This is a genomic window from Comamonas badia DSM 17552, from assembly GCF_000484635.1.
In the GTDB taxonomy this organism is placed as follows: domain Bacteria; phylum Pseudomonadota; class Gammaproteobacteria; order Burkholderiales; family Burkholderiaceae_C; genus Comamonas_C; species Comamonas_C badia.
This window is the reverse complement of record NZ_AXVM01000006.1, coordinates 140890-162292: the sequence shown is the minus strand read 5'-3', so window position 1 is coordinate 162292 and position 21403 is coordinate 140890. Positions and strand designations below refer to the sequence as shown.

Genomic DNA, 21403 nt, shown 5'->3' with positions numbered 1-21403 from the left:
ACCATTCATCCGCGGCACTTACGTGTGCGGTGCAGACTGTGCCTCCACCTTCTGTTCTGGTCGATATCGAAAGGCTCCGCGTGGGCATGTTCATCCAGCTCGAAATGGGCTGGATGAACCATCCGTTCCCGACGAGCAACTTTCGCATTGCTTCCGTGGAGCAGATTCAGATATTGCGCGGCCTGGGGGTGACCCAGTTGCGTTACGTGCCGTCCAAGAGTCTGGTGGTGGATTCGGACGAGCGTCCGGCACCCGACGATGCTTCGTTGCCGATGCAGGCGGGGCCATCTTCGGCTGCTGGCGCGCAGCAGGACGCCGAAACCCTGGAGCCGATGCTGGATTCTCCCGATCGCCATGAAGTCGTGCAGGCCAGGTGCCGGACACGCTTCAACCAGGCGGCGTCGCTTTATGCGGAGGTGGCGGAGACGGTGGATTCCGCCCCCGTCGCCGCGCGTGCTCAGGTCGAGGCGCTGGCGCGGGCGGATGTGGCAGAGTTGCTGCAATCGGAAAACTACACCGTGCATTTGCTGACGGGCATCATCGGTCAGCACCAGGGCAACCATTGCGTCAATGTGATGGTGCTGTCCCTGCTCCTGGGGCGGGCTCTCGGCCTGGGGGCGCAGGCCCTGGAGCATCTGGCGGCGGCCGGACTGCTGCACGACATCGGCAAGATTCACTTGCCGGCGCACATTGCGCAACCGGGTGCCCCGCTGTCGGCGAGTGACAAGCGGATCTATGAAGAACATGTGATTCGCTCGGTTGCATTGGCACAGCGCATGGGGTTTGGTGCCGATGTCCTGCTTGCCATAGGGCAGCACCACGAGATGGCGGATGGCAGCGGCTATCCGCGGCGGGTCGAGGCGGCGCAGATGGGCCAGTTCGGGAAAATCCTGGCGCTGGTCAACCGTTATGACCGGCTCTGCAACCCCCTGCACGGCGAATCGTCCCACACGCCGCATGAGGCTTTGGCGCGGCTGTTCGCGCAGGAGCGCAAACGCTTTGATGCCACGACGGTGCTGGCTGCCTTCATTCGCCTGATGGGGGTGTATCCGCCGGGCTCGCTGGTGCAGCTCAACGACGGGCGCTATGCGCGCGTGGTTGCCAGTAATTCACAGTCCCCGCTGCGGCCCCATGTGCTGCCGTTTGTGGTGGGTGTGTCGCGGCGTGACGCGCGGGTCGTCGATCTTGGCAGTCATCAGGAGCAGGGAATACGCCGTAGCGTGAAGTTCGATGCCTTGTCGGATGAGGCGCTTGAATTTTTCTTGCCGGGTCAGCAGCTGTGCTACTTCTTCGATCGCGTGCAGCCCGTTGATACGGTGCGGGAGGGGGTGGCATGACCGCTCAGGCTGCCTTGGTCACCTGGAAGTCCGTGGCGGATGCCCTGGACCTGGCGGCATGGCTGGTGCATGGTCCCTCGCTGCGCATCGTCCACGCCAATGCGGGCGCTGGCCGTCTGGTGGGCCGCGATCCCCAGGCCATGGTTGGCAGCCTGGTGCTGGAGCTCGCGTGCACGCCGGAAGACCAGATATTCTGGGGCCAGAGCGTCCAGGACCTTGCGCTCGGGATTGCGTCGCGCTCCAGCGTCCAGCAGGCCGGCCGCGACGAGCTGATTGCGGTGGATCGCCATGTCACGGCGCTGCGTGGCGAGGGGACGCAGGATTTGCTGCTCATGACGATGCGCGATTGTTCGCGCGAGGAAGCGGCGGAGCGCGCATTGCTGGGTCAGATTGCGCAGTTGGGTTCAACCTTGGACGCTGCGGCCGATGGGATGCTCAGCTGCGATCTGCAAGGCGGCATTCGCGCTTTCAACCACGCCTGGGCAAGGATATGGCAGTTGCCCCGGAGCTTGCTGATTCAGCGCAATGACGCCGCGATCGCCGCACACATGCAATCGCTGGTACAGGATCCGGCGGCCTATGGAGAGCGCCTGAGCGCGCTCGCGCAGGACCCGATGCATGAGGCGCGCGATGTGCTGCATCTGGCTGATGGCACGGTGCTGGAGCGGCGCGCGGTGCCGCAATGGACCAACGGTCATCCCAGCGGTCGCGTGTTCACGTTCCGCGATATCACGCTGCAGGTGCGGCAGCAAGCCGAGCTGCGCCTGGCGGCGCAAGCCTTCGAATCCAGCCTGGATGCCATTTTTGTGGCCGATCAAGCCGGCGTGGTGGTTCGGGTCAATCCCAGTTGCGAACAGCTGTGGCTGACGGACAGCGCTGCGGTGGTGGGCGTTCCTGTGCTGCAGTTCCTCAGCGCGCTGCCTGAACGCGGACGGCTGATGGAGCAGGTGCGTCAAGCCTGGAGCCAGGGCAATGTGTGGGAAGGCGAGCTTTTTCTGCCCCGTCCGGGTGCCGGCACCACGGTGGTGCGGCTGTCATGGGTGGCGCTGCGCGATGCCGCTGGCGCGCTCACGCAGTCGATTGGCTTCATGCAGGACCTGACGCCGCAGCATGCGGCCGAGAGGCGCGTCGAGGAGCTTGCCTATCGTGATGTGCTGACGGGCTTGCCCAACCGGCTTTCGTTCGGGCAGCGGGTCTCGCAGGCGATTGACGAGGCCCAGGGCAGCGGCACGGGCTTTGCCATCATGCTGCTCGATCTGGATCGGTTCAGGAACATCAACGATTCCCTTGGCCATCCGTTTGGCGACCGGGCCTTGCGCGTGGTGGCGCATCGGCTGCAGGATTGTCTGCACCATTCGGACATGCTCTGCCGCATCGGCGGCGACGAATTCGTCGTCTATCTGCATGCGGCCAACGCGGGAGGCGCGGAGGCGGTGGCGCGGCGCGTGATGGAGGCGGTTGCGCGCCCGTGTGTGGTGGATGATATGACGCTGTCCCTGCAGTGCAGCATCGGCCTGACGCTGTTTCCGCAGGATGCGCGCACGGTAGACGAACTCATCAGCCAGGCGGATGCCGCTATGAACCGTGTCAAGGAGCGCGGCCGAGGCAGCTTTGGTTTCTACCAGCCACGCATGAGCGCCGATCTGCTGCCGCGCATGAAGCTAGAGCATGCGCTGCGCCAGGCTTTGCAGCAGGGGCATATGGCGGTGCATTACCAGCCGCAGGTTGACCTGGAAAGCGGCGCCATCGTGGGGGCCGAGGCGCTGGTACGCTGGACCGATCCCGAGCTCGGGGCGGTGCCCCCATCCCAGTTCATTCCCCTGGCGGAAGAGACCGGCTATATCGCCACGCTGGGCGCCTGGGTCATGGACAGGGCGATCGATGACGCCGCGCAGTGGGCGGCGGCGGGCGAGCAGCTCAGCGTGGCGGTGAATGTCTCGGCCATCGAGTTCCGGCAGGCCGGCTTCATCGAGCGGGTCACTTCCCTGCTGGCACGCCACGGGCTGGCGCCGCACCTGCTGGAACTGGAGCTGACCGAAAGCGTGCTGCTCAACGACGTCGAGGAAATGGAGGCGCGCATCGCCGCCCTGGCTGCGATGGGCGTGTCGCTGGCCATCGATGATTTCGGCACCGGCTACTCCAGCCTGGCCTACCTCAAGCGCCTGAAGATCCACAAGCTCAAGATTGACCAATCCTTTGTGCGCGGCTTGCCGCAGGATGAGGGCGATCGGGCGATCGTCCAGGCCATCACGAGCATGGGCAGCGCCCTGCAGATGAAGGTGCTGGCCGAGGGTGTGGAGACCGAGGCCCAGCGCCAGGCCTTGCGGCAAATGCCTTGCGCCTATTACCAGGGGTTCCTGTGTTCCCCGGCGCTTCCCGCGGATGAATTTCGCACCCTGGCGACACTCAGGCACACGCTGCGCGGCTGACAGTGCAGGGGTGGAGGAAAAGGGTGGGGGGTGTCTGCGGCACGCCGCCGAGCCGTCATCCTGAACCGGGGTTCAGGTGGGCCAGGGCAACCAGGCATTGGGTTCATCTGACGCGAGATGATCACGCCTGCCGGGTGATGTACCTAGTCCGTGCTCTACGAGCATTGGTTCAAGGCAATATAAAGCCCGGCGGCACCGCAGACACTGCCATTGTAGGCGTGCCGCGGCCCTTGTCCAGCGCTGTTCAGATCAGTTGTCCGTCGCTGCCCAGCGCATCGTCCAGGCGGGCGGCCAGCCCTTGCAACGTCGCCGTATCGGCGGCATTCGCCGGCTCCGTGGCCGGTGGCAGCGGGGCTGCGCTGCCGGTCACCTGGTCGCCCAGCTCGAATGCGAGGTTGAGCGCGGCCAGTACCGCGATGCGCTCGCGGGCGCGTACCTTGCCGGCGTCGCGGATGCGCGTCATGGCGGTGTCCACGCGCTCCACGGCCTCCAGCAGGCGTGCTTCCTGCCCTTCGGGGCAGGCCAGCAGATAGGTCTGCTGCAGGATCTGCACTTCCAGCTGCTTGCTGCTCACGGCTGCTCCTTGTTCTTGGCGGAGGCTGGCAGGCGGTCCAGCAGCGATTCGATGCGCGCGCGCGCGGCCTGCAGCCGTGAGCGCAGTGAATCACGCTCCTGCGTGAGCTCCTGCACCTGCTGGTTCAGCAGTGCATTGGTGCGCTGAAGTTCGGCATGGCGCAGCAGCAGCCGGTCAACGCGCTCGGCGATCTGGGAAATGGAAGGGTTGCCCATGGGGCGCAGATTGTAAAGACCGCGGGTCTGCTCCGCTAAAATCCGCTCCTGTTGGTGCTCGCGGTCGTGGTTCGCACGCCGCAGTTCAACGGGAAGCAGGGAGGCGTCCTTCGCCATGAAGGGCTTGCCCAGCCTGCGCTGCCCCCGCAACGGTCAGCGGACGAATCGATTCGATTCACTCTTGCAGCAATACAGCCACTGGGCGCCTTGAACAAGCGCCTGGGAAGGCGCTGCGAGGGCGCTCCGCCAGCCCGGATACCGGCCAACGAGGTGGCTGCGCGCGCTTCTGGCGCGCCAGCCGTGATCGCTCAGAGCCGGCGGGGAAGCTGGCGGAGCTGCCTTTGAAGCTTTTTCATCATGAATCGTTTGAATATGGGGCGCGCCTGCGCGCGCGCCGGCCTGTCCCTGGTGGCAATGGCGTCGCTGTCCGCATGGGCGCAGTCCGGCGCAGAGCGGTTGGCGCTGGCGGCCGCTGCGCCGCGACTCTCCGAGGTGGTGGTCACCGCCGTGCGGGCGCCGCAGCCCCTCACGGATGTGCTGGCGGATGTGACGCTGATCGACCGGGACCAGATTGCGCAAAGTGGCGCGGTGACGATCGCCGATCTGCTGGCGCGCCAGCCTGGCGTCGAGCTCTCCCGCAGCGGCGGACCGGGGACGGCGACCAGCTTGTTCCTGCGTGGCGCGGAGACGCGTTTCACCGCCGTCTACATTGATGGTGTGCGCGTCGATTCGCAATCGACCGGTGGCGCGCCGTGGGAGGCGATTGCCCTGGGCCAGGTGGAGCGCATCGAGATCGTGCGCGGCCCGGCAGCCGCGGTCTATGGTTCGGATGCCGTGGCGGGCGTGGTGCAGATCTTCACGCGCCAGGGCGATGGGCCCTTCACGCCGTACGTGGGCATCGGCGCCGGCAATCGCCGCACCGGCAAGCTGGAGGCCGGCTTTTCGGGCAAGCAAGGTGCGCTGGATTATTCGCTGGGCCTGCAGCGCGACATGAGCCGAGGCCATGACTCGCACCCCGGCTCCAACCCCGACCGCGATGGCTACCGCCAGACGGCGGCGAGCGGCCGCATTGGGCTGCGGCTGAACGAGGCGCATCGGGTGGATCTCACCGGCACCTACACTGACATGGATGCGCAATACGATGGCTTCCTGCCCGGGCTTGATGACCACGGGCTGAACCGTCTCGCCACGCTGGGCGCGAGCTGGACGGCGCAGTGGAGTCCGGCCTACAGCACGCGTTTGAGCGTGAGCGAATCGCAGCAGCGCTACGAGATGGTGCCCACGCCGCCCTACCTGTCCAGGACCCGGCTGCGCAATTACCTGCTGCAAAACCAGTGGAAGGAGGGGGCGCACACCTTCACCGGCACGCTGGAGCGCCGCGAGGACCATCTTGTCAACGCCCCCATCGACCAGGGCCGCCATCAGGATGGCCTGGCGCTGGGCTACGGTTACGTGGCCGGAGCACACACCGTCCAGCTGAACCTGCGCCACGATCGCGACAGCGAATTTGGCGGGCAGACCACCGGCGGCGTGGCCTACGGCTTCGCGTTTGCGCCGGGCTGGCGCGCCACCGCGGCGGCCGGCACGGCGTTCCGCGTGCCGACCTTGTACCAGCGCTTCTCGGAATACGGCCAGCCGGCACTGCTGCCGGAGAAGGGGCGCAACGTGGAGATCGGGTTGCACTGGGGGCAGGCGGCCAGCCGCCTGGGCGTCACCCTGTACCGCAACCGCGTCAGCAACCTGATCAATTTTGGCGCCCCCGGCGCATGCCTGAGCCCCTTTGGCTGCTTTGAAAACGCGGGCAAGGCGCGCCTGCAGGGCCTGACATTCATGGCGGCCCACCAGGTGGCCGGCGTGAACCTGAGCGCATCACTGGATCTGCAGCAGCCGAAGAACCTGGCGACCGGCACGCTGCTGGCGCGCCGCGCCCAGCGCCTGCTCAAGCTGGCCGCCGATACCCGGGTTGCGCAGTGGCGGCTGGGCGCGGAGTGGCACCTGGCGAGCCACCGGTGGGAGAACGCCGCCAACACCAGCCGTCTGGGTGGTTATGGGCTGGTCAATCTCTATGCCAGCACCACGGTTGCCCGCCAGTGGGATGTGCTGGTGCGTGTGGACAACGTGGGCGATAGAAGCTACCAGCTTGCGCAAGGCTATCCGGCGCTGCCGCGCAGCTTCTTTGTCGGCCTGCGCTGGACGGGGCGCTGACCGGGCAGCGGCTTGACCCGATGGGCGGAGGCAGTTTGATGAACGTCTGGAAATGGTGGTGCGGTGCGGCGCTTGCGAGCGTGCTGCTGGCGGGCGCGGCGGCGCATGCCTACGAGATCACGGATGACGCGGGCCGCACCACGCGTTTCGAGCGCCCGCCGATGCGCATCGTCAGCCTGCTGCCGTCGCTGACGGAAACCGTATGCGCGCTCAAGGCCTGCGACCGGCTGGTCGGCGTGGACCGCTACTCCAACTGGCCCGAGGCCGTGCGGGCGCTGCCGCAGGTGGGCGGCGGGCTGGACCCGGGCATCGAGGCGGTGGTGGCGCTCAAGCCCGATGTGGTGCTGCTCGCGTCCTCCTCGCGTGCCAGCGTGCGCCTGCGCGAGCTGGGCCTGAAGGTGCTCGCCCTGGAGCCCAAGACCCGCGCGGCGATGCGCCGCACCACCGTGCTGCTGGGCGAGCTGCTGCAGGTCGATGGCGCTGATCGGCTGCTGCAGGAGATCGATGCCGGTGTGCGGCAGGCCGCCCACCGCGTGCCGGCCGCGGCGCGCGGAGAGCGCGTCTACTACGAAATCACGCCCGAGCCGCGCGCCGCGGGGCGCGGCACCTTCATCGATGAATTGATGCAGGCGCTGGGCCTGGTGAATGCCATGGATGCGGATCTGGGGCTGTACCCGCGCATCAACCCCGAGCTGGTGGTGCGGCTGGACCCGGACCTCATCATGGCGAGCGAGCAAGGCGGCGCCGATATGGCGCGCCGCCCGGGCTGGGGCCGTTTGCGTGCGCTGCGGCTGGGCAGGGTGTGCGGGTTCAACAGCGCCGAGCGCGATATTCTGGTGCGCCCCGGCCCGCGCATGGCCGAGGCGGCGTGGCTGATGGCCGATTGCGTCATCCGCGAAAACGCTTCTGAAAAATGAGCTTTATGTGCTTATGCAGTAAGCACTACAAGCCAATTTGATTGAATATATTGGTATGAATACCTTGGCCGGCCCCGCAGCCGGGATCTTTCCCCAGGCAGGATCGCGCGTGCGCTGGCTCGCTGCGCTGCTGCTGGCGCTCTCGCTGCTGGCGCTGGCCTGGGGAGCGAGCGTGGGCAGCACCGGGCTGGACAGCTTGCTGCGCGTGCGCGATGACCCGGCGGCGGCGCAGATCGTCTGGAACATCCGCCTGCCGCGCACCCTGGGGGCATGGCTGGCCGGCGCGCTGCTGGCCTTGGCGGGTGCCGTCGCGCAAGGCTTGTTTCGCAATCCGCTGGCGGATCCGTTTTTGCTGGGCAGCGCTTCGGGCGCCGCGCTGGCGGTGGCGCTGGTCTATGCGGCGCTGGGGGCGGGCGGGTTGGCGGCAGGCGGCGGCAGCGTTCTGCTGCTGCAGGCGGCCACGCCCTGGCTGGCGCGGCTGGGCTTGACCGGCGCCGCCTTCCTGGGCGCGCTGGGCGGCGTGCTGCTGGCACTGGCACTGGCGCGCGGCGTGCAGCAGACCTTGCGCTTGCTGCTGGCGGGTGTGGTGGTGGGTTTTGTGCTGGGCGCCGTGCGTGATCTGGTGCAGTTGGCGCAGCCCGATGTGCTGCAGGCCATGCAGGGCTTCACGCTGGGGATGACCGGCTTCGTCGGCTGGGAGGGCTGCGCCGTCATGGCGTCGGTGCTGGCGCCGCTGCTGCTGCTGTCCTGGGCGCTGGCGCGCGTGCTCGATGCCCTGACCCTGGGGGAGAGCACCGCGCTCAGCCTGGGGTTGCCGCTGGCGCCTCTGCGTGCCTTGCTCGTGGGTGTGCTGGCCTTGGCCACTGGCGCCGCGGTGGCGCAGACCGGATTGATTGGCTTCGTCGGACTGGTGGCGCCGCACCTGGTGCGTTCTATGGTGCGCTGCACGCACGGGCCGCTGCTGCTGCTCTCCACCCTCGTGGGCGGGCTGCTGCTGGTGCTGGCCGATATCGCCGCACGCCTGCTGGTGGCGCCGCAAGAGCTTCCGGTGGGTGTGTTGACGGCGGTGCTGGGGGGTGTTTATCTGCTGTGGCTGATGGGGCGACGCTCGGGCGCGGGGGCTGCAGCGTGAGCGCCATGGCGTTGCAGGCGCGGATCGCCAGGGCGCGCATGGGCGCTGGGTTCACGTTGCATGGCCTGCAGCTGGATTTGGCGCCTGGCCGCTGGTGCGCCATCGCCGGTCCCAACGGAGCAGGTAAATCGACACTGCTGCGCGTGCTGGCTGGCCTGCTGCCGTGCGAAGGGGTGGTGCGCCTGCTGGGGCGGCCACTGGCCGATTGGCCCACGCGCGAGCGTGCTCGCGCCTTGGCGTGGATGGGCCAGCAGGAGGGGGGCGGCGATGATCTGCTGGTGTGGGATGCGGTGATGCTCGGGCGCTTGCCGCACCGGGCCTGGCTGGCGCCGCCAGACAACGGTGACCTGGCCGCGGTGCGCACGGCGCTGTGCCGCATGCAGTGCTGGGAGCTGCGTGGCCGGCGCCTCGGGGAGCTCTCGGGCGGCGAGCGCCAGCGGGTGCTGCTGGCGCGCCTGCTGGCGGTGCAGGCACGGGTGCTGCTGATGGATGAGCCGCTGGCCCACCTCGATCCGCCGCACCAGTCCGATTGGCTGGCCGCGGTGCGCACCCTGGTGGCGGGCGGCGCCACGGTGGTGAGCGTGCTTCACGAGCTGAACATGGCGCTGCAGGCGGACGACCTTGCCATTGTGCGCGACGGGCGGCTGAGCCATTTTGGCGCCAGCCATGAGGCCGCCACGCACCAAGCGCTGGTGGCCGCCTTTGGCCAGCGCATCGCCATCCATCCGGTGCAGGGGCAGTGGATAGCGCTGCCGCGGGAGCTCCGGGGCGCTCCGACCGCGGGCCGCCATGCCCAGGCCGGTGGCGCCGCATGGCGCGATTAACGTAGGATCATGGCCGCACTGACGCGCGAGGATGCCATGAGCCTGATATCCCACACCTATTCCACCCCTTTGGGAGAAATGACCGCCTTGCTCTCCCCCAAGGGGTTGTGTCTTCTGGAGTTCACCGAGCGCACCAAGGGCCTGGCGCGCGAGATCGCCCAGGTGGAGGCGGCCCGCGGTGGCCCGCCGGTACCGGGCGAGAATGCGTTCACGCGCCAGCTCGGGAAGGAACTGGCGCAGTATTTCGCCGGCAAGCGCAACCAGTTCGATATCCCGCTGGACCTGGTGGGCACGGCCTTTCAGCAGACCGTCTGGCGGGCGTTGCTCACGATTCCCCACGGCCAGACCCGCAGCTATGGCGAGCAGGCGCGCCAGATCGGCAAACCCACGGCCACGCGCGCCGTCGCTGCGGCCAACGGCGCCAACAAGATTGCCTTGATCGTGCCCTGCCACCGCGTGATCGGCAGCGATGGCAGCCTCACCGGCTATGGCGGCGGCGTGCCGCGCAAGGAATGGCTGCTGACGCTGGAGCGCAGCGCGTAAGGTCGAAAAAAGCCTGGCGGGCTCCATGCCCGCCAGGCCCTTGGCTGGAAAACCGCCAGTGCGAGGCCTTGCGGTTCTCGCAGTCTCGCGAGCTCAGTTCGCCTTGGTGGGGAACTGCTTGGCGATGCCGTCCGCCAGCACGTCGGCGATCGCGTTCATGTGGTCCTGCATGGCTTGCCATTCGGCATCCTGGTCGGCCTTGGGCGCCTTGGCCGCCATCATGTCCACCTGCTTCTTGTGGTGTCCGCCGTGGGCGATCAGGCCGGCATTGAGGTCGGCCTCTTTCCAGTTCGGGTTGGCACCGGCCAGGAACTTGGCGATCTGCCCGGCGTTGGCGACGGCGTCATTCAGCGCCTTGTCTTCAGCGGCGGCATTGCCAGCGTGTGCGGCATCGGTCAATGCCTTGACGGCGCCCCAGTGCCCCGCGAGCAGCTTGAGCAGTGCGTCGCCGGCCGGCTGACCGTAGAAACCGGCAACTGCGCCGCTGATCTCCTTGGCATTGGCCACGACGGCATCACCCGCTTTGGTGGCGCCGGCCTGGTCGCCGGCAAACACGGCCATCGCGTAATCGCGCGTGGTGACCACGTGTCCATGCCACAGCGCGCGCATGGCCTTGTGCAGATTGGGGGCCGTCTGCGTCGCGGCAGTGGCGGCGTGCGCATGGCCTTGCGCCAGCGCCGGCGTGGAAACCGTAAAGCCCAAGCCCATCAAGGCCGCGCAGGCGATCGACAATGCTTGCAATTTCATCTTCATGGCGAACTCTCCAAATCGTTGATGACGCCGTGGTGAACCACTCATCCCGGCCACTCGTTCTTTCAGGAAACTACCCGAGCTGTCCATTGGATGGGGTCGCGCGCCGCCGCGTTTCAGGTTTTTATCCACGGCGCCCGGTTACGCTGTTGCCCGTGGTGTGTGCTTTCGATTTTTCTGGATTTTCCGTATGAGCCAAGTTTTGATCCAACGGGTGCTGGCGGGGCGTTCGGCATGACCGCCCGCTGCGTCATGGTGCTGGGCACCAGCAGCGGTGCCGGCAAAAGCTGGATCGCAACCGCCTTGTGCCGCCACTATGCCAACCAGGGGCTCAGGGTTGCGCCATTCAAGGCGCAGAACATGAGTAACAACGCCCGCGTGGTGCCCGCATCGGATGGCGCGCAAGGCGAGATTGGCAGCGCACAGTATTTCCAGGCGCTCGCCGCGCGCGCGCAGCCGGATGTGCGCATGAACCCGCTGCTGCTCAAGCCCGAGGCGGATACGCACAGCCAGGTGGTGCTGATGGGGCAGGTCGATGAAGCGCTGTCGCGCCTGCCCTGGCATGGGCGCGGCGAAGCGGTGTGGCCGCGGATCGCCGCGGCACTGGATGCGCTGCGCGCTGAAAACGATGTGGTGGTGGTGGAGGGTGCCGGTTCGCCCGCGGAAATCAACCTGATGGCGACCGATGTGGTGAACCTGCGCGTGGCGCGCCATGCCGACGCGCGCTGCCTGCTGGTGACGGACATCGACCGGGGCGGCGCCTTTGCGCACCTGTACGGCACCTGGGCCTTGCTGCCCGAGGCGGACCGCGCGCGCATTCAGGGCTTTGTGCTGAACAAGTTTCGCGGCGATCCCGCGCTGCTGGCGCCTGCGCCCGAACAATTGCGCGAGCTGACCGGCATACCGACCGTGGCCGTGGTGCCGATGCGCCACGGGCATGGCTTGCCCGAGGAAGACGGTTGGTTTGGCGATGGCACGGCAGCCACTGCCGAGTCGCCGGGCGAGCGCATGACGCGCATTGCCATCGTTGCCTACCCGCGCATCAGCAACCTGGACGAGTTCCAGCCCTTGCGCAGCGTGCCGGGTATCCGGCTCGTCTGGGCGCGCGACGCGGCCCAGCTGGAAGGCGCCGACTGGATCATTCTGCCCGGCAGCAAGGCGACCGCATCCGATCTGGCGTGGCTGCGCGCCCAGGGCCTGTCAGGCGTGATTGCCCGGCATGCGGCGCGGGGCGGCCGGGTGCTGGGCATCTGCGGCGGGCTGCAGATGCTGGGCGAGGCCGTGATTGACTTGGACGGCATCGAGCCGGCCGGCAGCGGCCCGGGACTGGGTCTGCTGCCCCTGGTGACCCAATTTGCGCGGCGCAAGACCGTCTCTCGCGGTGCCTGGCGGTTCGGTGCGCTGCATGGGGCTTGGGCCGCCTTGTCGGGCGTGCCGGTCAAGGGCTATGAAATCCACAGCGGACGCACGGTGCAGCACCCGGGCATGGCGGCCAAGGGGGATGTGGCGCGGGTGGCCATCCCGGGCATGGCGTGGCACAACGCCGCGGGCAATGTGCTGGGCCTGTATCTGCACGGGCTGTTTGAAGATGCCGATGCGCTGCGCGCCTTGTTCGGCGTGGACGCGCCGCCGCTGGAGGCCGCGTTCGAGCAGCTCGCCGCCGCCGTGCGGCAGGCGTTTGCGCCCGGCACGCTCGCCGCCCTGGTGGCGGGTTGAGCGGCAGTTCAGCGGTTGGCCGAGGCCGGGCCGCTCAGCTGGCGCAGGATTTCGGTCTTGAAATCGCTGCCTTCGCCCGCCTTGGCCATGAAGTCGGCAATCGAACCATCAAAGTGCGCCTTGCCCTGGTGCAGCAGCATCAGCCGGTCCGCGTTCTGCACCTCTTCGATCAGATGCGTGGTCCAGAGCACGCCTATGCCTTCGCTGTGGCACAGGTGATTCACATGGGCGAGCAGTTGCTGGCGCGACGCGGGGTCCAGGCCCACGGTGGCCTCGTCCATCAGCAGCACGCGCGGCGCGTGCAGCAGGGCGCGCACCAGCTCCACCTTGCGCCGATTGCCGCCCGACAGGTTGCGCACCTGGGCCTTTTCCTGACCCGAAAGACCCAGCGCCGGCAGGTGGCGGGCGATGCGCTCGCGCGCCACGGCGCGCGGCAGGCCATGCAGATCGGTGTGAAACAGCAGGTTGGAGATCACGCTCAGGTCCATGTCCAGCGCGCTTTGCTGGAACACCACGCCCAGGCCGGCCAGCGCCTGCGCCGGGTGGCGGCGCATGTCCTGGCCCAGCACCTCGATCTCGCCCGCGTCGGGCGTGAACAGGCCGGTCAGCAGTTGCAGCAGCGTTGACTTGCCTGCGCCGTTGGGACCCAGCAGTGCCAGCATTTCGCCGGCGCGCAGCTGCAGGTCCACGCCTTTGAGGGCCGGCTTGCTGCCATAGGATTTTTTCAGTCCGCGTGCCTGCAGCAGCAGGGGGTGTTCGGTGGTCATGTCGTCGGTACCGGGCAGGTTTGGCTCAGCAGGTGCATGCGGTCGAGCAGTTTGCATTCGTGGGCCACGCTGGCGCGCAGCGCCTTGGCGTAATCGGCGGTGTCAAGATACTCCAGATCCTGCTCGAACCGGGCCAGCTCCTGCAGGTGGCGCGGCGTGTGCACCGCGCGCGCCAGCGCGGATTGCAGCTTCTGGATGATTTCGGGGGGCGTGCCTGCCGGCGCCGCGATGCCCCAGGGCGATGTGTACACGGCATTCGGGTAGCCCAGTTCGCGCATGGTGGGTACCTCGGGCCAGCGCGGGTTGCGCGCCGCGCTGAATACCGCCAGCAGGCGCATCTTGCCCTGCTCAAGCCAGGGCGTGAACCCGGTGGAATTCACGCCCGCCATGATCTGCCTGGTGGCAATCGCCAGCATCTGGTCGGTCGTGCCCTTGTAGGGCACGTGCACATATTTGATCTGGTTCTGAAGCAGGATTTCTTCCATCGCCAGATGCGCGGTGGTGCCTATGCCGGTGGAGCCCAGCAGCAGCTCGCCCTGGTGCGCCTTGGCCCACTGCAGCATGTCGCCAAAGGTTTTCCACGCGCTGTCGGCCGGCACCAGCAGCCCGAAAGTCGTTCCCGCCACCTGCAGGATGGGGCTGAAATCCTTCAGTGGGCTCCACGCCACCTTGTTCATCAGCGCATAGCGGTACACGGTGATCGGCATCTGGCCGATGGTGTAGCCGTCGGGTTCGGCCTGTTTGAGCAGATTGGCCACCTGCGTGCCGGCGGCACCGGGCTTGTTGATGATCACGATGGTTTCGCCGAGGAAGGGCTTGGCCTCCTCGCACAGCACGCGCAGCGTCAGGTCGGTTGCGCCGCCGGCGGGCCAGGGAACGATGAGTTGCAGTGGCTTGGCGGGCCAGTGGGCAGACCCTTGCGCGCGTGCTGCCAAAGGTACTGCAGCGGCGAGCGAGGCAGCCGCCGCGCCGCGCAACCATTGCCGCCGTCCGGTGTTCATCTGTTCCTTGCTGGAACAGATGGAACTCGCGCAACCTGGACCGGAAACTGGGTCTCGCATGAAAAATCCTGTGAAATCAACGCAATCAGCTGCTTTTGGCAGCGTTTGGCCAAGCGATGCAGGCAAATTTCATTCCTGTATTCGCGGCACCTTTTTTGCTTGATTGTGCGGCGAAGGTTTTTGAGTTTGGTATCTTTGGGCAACAAGGAGACAAGACATGGTGCGGGCGGTGCGAAACAGCGTGTGGAGCGGGCGAGGGGGGCGGTCCTGCTGGGTGGCCCTGGCGGGCATGGCAATCGTGGCGTCGGCGCAGGCAGCGCCGGTGCCTGACCGGGTCTACGTGTCGAGCGAGAAGGACAACGTGCTGCAGGTCTTCAACACCAGGGGCGACCGCCTGTCGGCCATTGAAGTGTGCAAGCGCCCGCGCGCCATGATGTTCACCGAACAGCACAGCAAGATCGTGGTGAGCTGTGGCGACAGCGACCAGCTGGGCATCGTCGACGTTGCCAGCGCCAAGCTGGTCGATACCGTGCCGGTGGGCGAGAGCCCGGAAATCTTCGATCTCAGTCCTGACGGCAAGACCGCCTATGTCTCGATCGAGGACGACAACGAACTGGCCGCCTACGACCTGGCGAGCAAGAAGCCGCTGTTCACCGTCAAGACGGGCGGTGAGCCCGAGGGCGTGCTGGTCACGCCCGACGGCAAGTTCGCCTACGTCACGTCCGAAGTGGCGAATTCGGTCCACTACATCGATCTGGCCCAGAAAAAGGTGCTCAAGTCCATCAAGGTGGGCAAGCGCCCGCGCCGCCTGGTGCTGGTGGCCGGCGGGGCAGAGCTGTGGGTGACGAATGAGCTCGATGCCTCGGTGACGGTCATCGATACCGCGAACCACACCGTCAAGGCCAGCATCAAGTTCGCCGTGGACGGCTTGCGTGCTTCCGACATCACGCCGGTGGGCATGGTGGCCACGCAGGACGGCAAGACCGTCTGGGTGGCGCTGGGCCGCGCCAACCGCGTCGCACAGGTGGATGCGGCGAGCAGAAAGGTGCAGCACCAGGTGCTGGTGGGCAAGCGCGCGTGGGGCCTGGGCCTGCACCCGGACGGCAAGACCCTGTACGTGACCAACGGCCTGTCTGACGACATGACCCTCATCGATACCGCAGCCGCCAAGGCCCTGCGCACCGTGCCCGCGGGCCGGGTGCCGCACAGCGTGCTGATTGAGCCATGAAGCGTGCGCTGCTGGCTCTGGCGGTAGGCCTCTGGTGGCTGCTGGGGGCGCCGCTGTCGGCCTGGGCCGCGCGCACGGTCGGTGTGGCGGTCATTTCCGTCGCGGACGATCCGCGCTACGCCAGCCGGCGCATGGAGCAGGGCTATCCCGGCCAGCCGCAGGGGCGCGCCGTGGAAGCGGTGCAGCTGGCCGCGAAGGATGCGGAATTCGAGCTGGGGGAATCCGATCTGGCGCTGTCCGTCAAGGACGTGGTGCTGCCCACGGCTGCCGATCTGCCCAAGGCGCTGGCGGAGCTCAAGAAGGCCGAGGTGCATTACGTGGTGGCTGATCTGCCGGCGCCGGCGCTGCGCGAACTGGTACGTACGGCGCCCGCCGCGCTGGGCGACGTCATCGTGTTCAACACCGGTCTTCCCGAAGACAGCCTGCGCGCTGAAGCCTGTTCCGCGGTATTGCTGCACACCTTTCCCAGCCGCCAGATGGAGATGGATGCCATCGCCCAGTACCTCGCCGCGCGCAACTGGCGCAAGGTGCTGATGCTGCAGGGCCCCCGTCCGGGCGATGCGCTGATGCAGCAGGCCTTTACCCGATCGGCCAAGCGCTATGGCCTCAAGATCGTGCAGACCAAGCCCTTCAAGCTCAGTGGCGACCCGCGTGAGCGCGATCTGGCGAACGTGCGGCTGCTTACGAGCGACAAGGAGCACGACGTGGTGGCCGTGATGGACAGCGATGGCGAATTCGCCCGCACCGTGCCGTACGCCACCCAGTGGCCGCGCCCGGTGGTGGGGGCCTCGGGCCTCACGTCCCTGGCCTGGCACCCGCAATGGGAGCGCTATGGCGGTCCGCAGCTCACGCGGCGCTTTCGCAAGCAGTTCCAGCGTTTGATGCAGGGCCAGGATTGGGCTGCCTGGATGGCTGGCAAGGCGATTGCCACCGTGCTTGCGGACGATCCCAAGGCCGGCGTGGCCGAGCAGTTGCGCAAGCTGCGCACAGCCGCCGTGTTTCTGGATGGCTTCAAGGGCCAGCGCCTGTCGTTCCGGCCGTGGGATGGGCAGCTGCGCCAGCCCGTGCTGCTCAGCGACGGCGACGGTGTCATCGCCACGGCTCCGGTGGATGGCGTGTTGCATCCCAGGGAGGTGCTGGATACCTTGGGCGTGGATGAACAGGAGAGCCAATGCAAGCAGCGACCATGACGGCGCGGGTTCCGGTCGGCCTGCCCGTGCACCTCTTGCGCGCCTTGCGTGCCGTGGTGGGGCGCGAGATCTGGCGTTTTCTGCGCCAACCTACGCGTTTGATCTCTGCCCTCGTGCGCCCATTGCTATGGTTTTTGGTATTTTCCGCAGGCTTTCACAACGTCTTTGGCGTTGCGATCGTCCCGCCGTACGAGACCTATATCGAATACAAGGTCTACATGGTCCCCGGGCTGCTCGGCATGGTGGCGCTGTTCAACGGCATGCAGAGCTCGCTTTCCATGGTATACGACCGTGAAATGGGTGTGATGCGGCTGCTGCTCACCGCGCCGCTGGCGCGCAGCTGGCTGCTGGGGTTCAAGCTGCTGGCCAGCACCGTGCTTTCCATCCTGCAGATGCTGGTCTTCCTGCTGATCGCGCTGGCCTTCGGCGTGGAGGTGCCGCTCACCTATCTGCCAGCGGCGCTCGCGGCCATGGTGCTGGGCGCGGCCATGCTGGCGGCGCTGGGGCTGATGCTGTCGGTCTATGTCAAGCAGCTGGAAAATTTTGCCGGCGCCATGAATTTCGTGATCTTTCCGATGTTTTTCATCAGCTCGGCGCTCTATCCCCTGTGGAAGCTGGAGGAGTCGGGCGCGCTGTGGCTTTTCAACGTGGCCCAGGTGAACCCGTTCACTTATGCCGTCGAGGCCATGCGCTTTGCGATGAACGGCCAGGCCAATCCGCTCGCCTGGGCGGTGGTGGCGGTCTGTGGCGTGGTGTTTTTCCTGCTCGCGCTCTGGGGCTACGACCCGCAGCGCGGCTTCATTCGTCAAAAAGGGGGTGGCTGATCATGCTGGGACGCAGACAGATCATTGGGGCAGGCGTGCTCGCCGGCATGGGGGCCGCGGCGTGGGCGGCCGAAGAGGACCATACCGGCGGGGATCCGCTGGGGTCAATGCAATGGCCCGTGCTGCGCAAGAAATACATGGGCGATGCGCCCATGCAGTTCACCGACAAGGTGGTCGTGCGCACACCGGCATTTGCCGATGATGCGATGAACGTCCCGCTGCAGGTGGATGCGCGCGCGCTCGGCGGCGTGGGTGGCGGCATCAAGAGCATGCTGGTGATGGCGGATCGCAACCCGATTCATGAAATCCTGACGTTCGAGCCCTTGCGGGCAGAGCCGCTGCTGGCCTTTCGCATCAAGCTGGAGCAGGGGTCGCCCGTCCGCGCATTGGTGCAGACCAAGGACGGTATGTGGCATGTCGGCGGCTCGTTCGCGCAGGCTGCTGGCGGTGGCTGCACGGTGCCTGGCGTTACCCGTGCCGATGGCTCGTGGAGCAAGACGCTCAATCAGGTGCATGCCAAGTTCTTTTCCAACGTGCTTGACGGCCCGAACAACCGGCGTTTGCGGGTGCAGATCATGCACCCCATGGATACCGGGCTGGTGGCCGGCATACCCGCTTTTCATCTCGAACGCCTGGAACTCCTCGACAGCACGGGGCAGGCGTGGTGGCGCATGGGGCTGTACGAACCCATTTCCGAAAACCCCTTGATCACCTTTGAAATGCCCAAGGAAGGCCCCGGAAATTTCACCCTCAAGGGGCGGGACAACGGCGGCAACCGTATCGAGGTGGAGGTCAGGGCATGAAGTCATCGGTTCTATGCGCGCTGGGCCTGCTGTGCGCCGCGGGTGCGCTGGCCCAGTCTGCGCCGGATATGAAGACGCTGAATTACGACCTTCAGCCGCGCCAGATTGCCGAGGGCACCTGGGTGATCGAAGGCGCGGTGGCCGATCTATTGCCTGCCAATGGCTGCAATATCATCAACACCGCCTTCATTGCAACCGGTGACGGCGTGGTGGTCATCAACACGGGCGCTTCGCGCCTTTATGGCGAGCAGCAGCGCAAGGCCATCGCCAAGGTGACGGCCGAACCGGTGCGCCGGATCCTCAATCTGAATCTGCACCCGGACTATTTCTTCGGCAATCAGGCATGGAGCGACGTGCCCACCCAGGCGCTCCAGGGAACGATCAACGGCATGCGCGCCGAAGGCGGCGCTTATGCCGACAACCTCTACCGCCTGTGCGGCGATTGGATGAAGGGCACCGAATCGACCCCGGCGCGCGAGGCGATAGAGCCGCAGACGATCACGTTGGGCAAGCACCAGCTGGTGCTGCGCCAGCTCAAGGGCCATACCGACGACGACCTCGTGGTGCTGGACAAAACCACCGGCGTGCTGTTTGCGGGAGGTCTGGTCTTTGCCGATCGTGTCCCCACCACTCCGCATGCCGACGCCGCGACATGGCAGGAAAGCCTTGCCACGCTGGAGCAGTGGCGCAAGGCGGGCGAGTTCACGCAACTGGTTCCCAGCCATGGCCCCGTGCCGCGTGGGATGGAGGGCATTGCGCAGACACAGGACTGGCTTCAATGGGTTACCACGACGCTGCGGCAAAGCGCGGCCAGCGGCGTGGACCTGAGCGAACTGATGCGCCAGCCGGTTCCGGAACGCTTTGCCAAATGGGCCGCGCAGCCAGCCGAATGGCAACGCACCCTGGTGCATTGGTACCCGCGCTACGAGAGGGCAGCGCTTGACGGCCCAGGCAAGTGATCGCACCCGATACGATTTTGCGGAATTTGTTCCGCAACTGAACATCCTGCAACGATCCGCGCAATGAGACTGTTCCATGCGGCCCTCAGCCAAGGGCGACCAATGCCCCTGTTGCCGGGAACGGATTGGCACGCGTTTTGCAATAAGCCGTAGCGCGTGATGGGTACCGCCGTGAAGACGGCATCACGGGGCTGGTGCATGGTGCACTGGCGAATTTTTCTCATGTTTGCAGGAGACATAGATGAAACGCAAGTTATTGAGTCTGCTGGTGATGATGGCTGCTGCACAGGTTGCCACGGCCGGCGTGACCGACAAGATGCTGGCCGACGACGCCACGACCCCGGGCGATGTGCTGACCTGGGGCCTCGGCACGCAGGGCCAGCGCTATTCCCCGCTGACGGACATCAACGAAAAGGACATCAATCGCCTGACCCCGGTGTGGGCCATGTCCTTTGGCGGTGAAAAGCAGCGCGGCCAGGAAAGCCAGCCGCTGGTCTACAACGGCAAGATGTTCGTCACGGCCTCGTATTCGCGCATCTTTGCGGTCGACGCCAAGACCGGCAAGAAGCTCTGGAAGTACGAGCATCGCCTGCCCGAAGGCATCATGCCCTGCTGCGATGTGGTCAATCGCGGCGCCGCGCTCTACGACAACCTCGTGATCTTCGGCACGCTGGATGCGCAGATCATTGCCCTGGATCAGGACACCGGCAAGATCGTCTGGAAAGACAAGATCGCCGATTACCAGGCCGGTTACAGCTACACGGCCGCTCCGCTGGTGGTCGACGGCCTGGTCATCACCGGCAATTCGGGGGGGGAATTCGGCGTGGTCGGCGAAGTGCAGGCGCGCGACGCCAAGACCGGCAAGATGGTCTGGACACGCCCGACGGTCGAAGGTCACATGGGCTACCTCAATGGCAAGGAGAACGGCATTTCCGGCACGCTCAACGCCACCTGGCCGGGCGAGACGTGGAAGACCGGCGGCGGTTCCACCTGGATGGGTGGCAGTTACGACGCGACCACGGGCCTGGCCTATTTCGGTACCAGCAACCCTGGCCCATGGAACAGCCATGTGCGCCAGGGGGACAACCTGTTCACATCGTCGACGGTGGCCATCAACGTCAAGACCGGCAAGATCGCCTGGCACTACCAGGGTACGCCCAATGACGGCTGGGATTTCGACGGCGTGAACGAGTTCATCACTTTCGACATGGACGGCAAGCGCATGGGCGCCAAGGCGGACCGCAATGGCTTCTTCTATGTGATCGACGCGAAGACCGGCAAACTCCAGAATGCTTTCCCGTTCGTGACCAAGCAGACTTGGGCCACTGGCGTCGATCTGAAGACCGGCCGTCCGAACTTCGTGCCGGAGAACCGCCCGGGCGACCCGACCGCGCCTGATGCCGATGGCAAGAAGGGCAAGGCCGTGTTCGCAGCCCCCGGCTTCCTGGGTGGCAAGAACCAGATGCCCATGGCGTACAGCCCCAAGACCGGCCTGTTCTATGTGCCTAGCAACGAATGGGGCATGGAAATCTGGAACGAACCCATCACTTACAAGAAGGGCGCCGCCTTCCTTGGTGCGGGTTTCACGATCAAGCCCTTGTATGACGATTACATCGGCTCGCTGCGCGCGATCGATCCCAAGACCGGCAAGATCGCCTGGGAAATCAAGAACGAAGCCCCGCTCTGGGGAGGTGTGCTGGTGGCCGGTGACCTGGTGTTCTGGGGCACGCCCGAGGGCTATCTGAAGGCGGCTGATGCGAAGACCGGCAAGGAAGTGTGGAAATTCCAGACCGGTTCGGGCGTCGTTGCGCCTCCCATCACCTGGACGCAGGATGGCGAGCAATACCTCAGCGTGGTCTCTGGTTGGGGCGGTGCTGTGCCCCTGTGGGGTGGTGAAGTGGCCAAGAAGGTCAACTTCCTCGAACAGGGCGGCACGGTCTGGACCTTCAAACTCATGAAGTAATCCTCTCTGGTGGGAGCGAGCGGTGC

The 21403-nt window shown here is 66.3% G+C and carries 19 protein-coding genes and 1 riboswitch; of the genes, 14 read left to right on the top strand and 5 right to left on the bottom strand.

Annotation, left to right across the window (positions count from 1 at the left end; translation table 11 throughout):
* Positions 1–29 precede the first annotated feature (29 nt).
* Both K320_RS0113785 and K320_RS0113780 read left to right on the top strand, forming a co-directional pair.
* Entirely contained in the window at positions 30–1337 is a 1308-nt protein-coding gene (locus tag K320_RS0113785) for an HD-GYP domain-containing protein (RefSeq protein WP_342667232.1), read from the top strand.
* Positions 1334–3766, top strand: coding sequence for a sensor domain-containing protein (locus K320_RS0113780; protein WP_034343526.1), 2433 nt, complete (start codon positions 1334–1336; stop codon positions 3764–3766). The genes K320_RS0113785 and K320_RS0113780 overlap by 4 nt, the downstream gene beginning before the upstream one ends.
* 244 nt (positions 3767–4010) lie before the next feature.
* Here the strand turns inward: K320_RS0113780 and K320_RS0113775 are convergent, their stop codons facing one another.
* Together K320_RS0113775 and K320_RS0113770 are read right to left on the bottom strand one after the other, a co-directional pair.
* Positions 4011–4340 carry a cell division protein ZapA gene (locus K320_RS0113775; protein ID WP_024539415.1) on the bottom strand — a complete coding sequence of 110 codons (330 nt, stop codon included), beginning with the start codon at positions 4338–4340 and terminating at the stop codon, positions 4011–4013.
* Entirely contained in the window at positions 4337–4555 is a 219-nt protein-coding gene (locus K320_RS0113770) for a cell division protein ZapB (RefSeq protein WP_024539414.1), read from the bottom strand. The genes K320_RS0113775 and K320_RS0113770 overlap by 4 nt, the downstream gene beginning before the upstream one ends.
* Before the next feature lie 35 nt (positions 4556–4590).
* Positions 4591–4836: riboswitch (cobalamin riboswitch) on the top strand.
* A 76-nt stretch (positions 4837–4912) separates the two neighbouring features.
* On the opposite strand from K320_RS0113770, the gene K320_RS0113765 reads away from it, so the two are divergent.
* From K320_RS0113765 to K320_RS0113745, 5 genes are read left to right on the top strand one after another with little or no spacing between them, the layout of a single operon-like run.
* Complete coding sequence (locus K320_RS0113765; RefSeq protein WP_024539413.1) at positions 4913–6760, top strand: TonB-dependent receptor domain-containing protein; 1848 nt, start codon at positions 4913–4915, stop codon at positions 6758–6760.
* Between the two features lie 38 nt (positions 6761–6798).
* Positions 6799–7677 (top strand): ABC transporter substrate-binding protein, encoded by an 879-nt coding sequence (locus K320_RS0113760; protein WP_029696160.1) that lies wholly within the window; start codon positions 6799–6801, stop codon positions 7675–7677.
* Between the two features lie 55 nt (positions 7678–7732).
* Entirely contained in the window at positions 7733–8809 is a 1077-nt protein-coding gene (locus tag K320_RS0113755) for a FecCD family ABC transporter permease (protein ID WP_051384933.1), read from the top strand.
* On the top strand, positions 8806–9633 hold the full coding sequence (locus K320_RS0113750; RefSeq protein ID WP_024539410.1) for an ABC transporter ATP-binding protein: 828 nt from the start codon (positions 8806–8808) through the stop codon (positions 9631–9633). The genes K320_RS0113755 and K320_RS0113750 overlap by 4 nt, the downstream gene beginning before the upstream one ends.
* A gap of 36 nt (positions 9634–9669) precedes the next feature.
* Complete coding sequence (locus K320_RS0113745) at positions 9670–10176, top strand: methylated-DNA--[protein]-cysteine S-methyltransferase (protein WP_029696158.1); 507 nt, start codon at positions 9670–9672, stop codon at positions 10174–10176.
* Positions 10177–10269: 93 nt separating this feature from the next.
* On the opposite strand, the gene K320_RS0113740 is transcribed toward K320_RS0113745, so the two are convergent.
* Entirely contained in the window at positions 10270–10929 is a 660-nt protein-coding gene (locus tag K320_RS0113740) for a hypothetical protein (protein ID WP_034343522.1), read from the bottom strand.
* 231 nt (positions 10930–11160) lie between these two features.
* Between K320_RS0113740 and K320_RS0113735 the strand changes: the two genes are divergently transcribed.
* The gene (locus tag K320_RS0113735) at positions 11161–12642 is read left to right on the top strand and encodes a cobyric acid synthase (protein ID WP_024539408.1); all 1482 of its coding nucleotides are present in this window, start codon (positions 11161–11163) and stop codon (positions 12640–12642) included.
* A gap of 8 nt (positions 12643–12650) precedes the next feature.
* Here the strand turns inward: K320_RS0113735 and K320_RS0113730 are convergent, their stop codons facing one another.
* Entirely contained in the window at positions 12651–13409 is a 759-nt protein-coding gene (locus K320_RS0113730; RefSeq protein WP_024539407.1) for an ATP-binding cassette domain-containing protein, read from the bottom strand.
* Positions 13406–14410, bottom strand: coding sequence for a tripartite tricarboxylate transporter substrate binding protein (locus K320_RS0113725; protein WP_024539406.1), 1005 nt, complete (start codon positions 14408–14410; stop codon positions 13406–13408). The genes K320_RS0113730 and K320_RS0113725 overlap by 4 nt, the downstream gene beginning before the upstream one ends.
* A gap of 289 nt (positions 14411–14699) precedes the next feature.
* On the opposite strand from K320_RS0113725, the gene K320_RS0113720 reads away from it, so the two are divergent.
* The 6 genes from K320_RS0113720 (at position 14700) to K320_RS0113695 (ending at position 21377) form a co-directional block, all read left to right on the top strand.
* Entirely contained in the window at positions 14700–15638 is a 939-nt protein-coding gene (locus K320_RS0113720) for a PQQ-dependent catabolism-associated beta-propeller protein (RefSeq protein WP_024539405.1), read from the top strand.
* Positions 15635–16828: a type 1 periplasmic-binding domain-containing protein gene (locus tag K320_RS0113715; RefSeq protein ID WP_024539404.1), complete on the top strand. Its 1194-nt coding sequence runs from the start codon at positions 15635–15637 to the stop codon at positions 16826–16828. The genes K320_RS0113720 and K320_RS0113715 overlap by 4 nt, the downstream gene beginning before the upstream one ends.
* Positions 16810–17652, top strand: coding sequence for an ABC transporter permease (locus K320_RS0113710; RefSeq protein WP_245593891.1), 843 nt, complete (start codon positions 16810–16812; stop codon positions 17650–17652). Before K320_RS0113715 ends, K320_RS0113710 begins: the two co-directional genes overlap by 19 nt.
* A gap of 2 nt (positions 17653–17654) precedes the next feature.
* Positions 17655–18455 carry a quinoprotein dehydrogenase-associated SoxYZ-like carrier gene (locus K320_RS0113705; protein WP_024539402.1) on the top strand — a complete coding sequence of 267 codons (801 nt, stop codon included), beginning with the start codon at positions 17655–17657 and terminating at the stop codon, positions 18453–18455.
* Positions 18452–19414: a quinoprotein relay system zinc metallohydrolase 1 gene (locus K320_RS0113700; protein ID WP_024539401.1), complete on the top strand. Its 963-nt coding sequence runs from the start codon at positions 18452–18454 to the stop codon at positions 19412–19414. The genes K320_RS0113705 and K320_RS0113700 overlap by 4 nt, the downstream gene beginning before the upstream one ends.
* 241 nt (positions 19415–19655) lie before the next feature.
* The gene (locus K320_RS0113695) at positions 19656–21377 is read left to right on the top strand and encodes a PQQ-dependent methanol/ethanol family dehydrogenase (protein ID WP_024539400.1); all 1722 of its coding nucleotides are present in this window, start codon (positions 19656–19658) and stop codon (positions 21375–21377) included.
* The last annotated feature ends 26 nt before the right edge of the window (positions 21378–21403 follow it).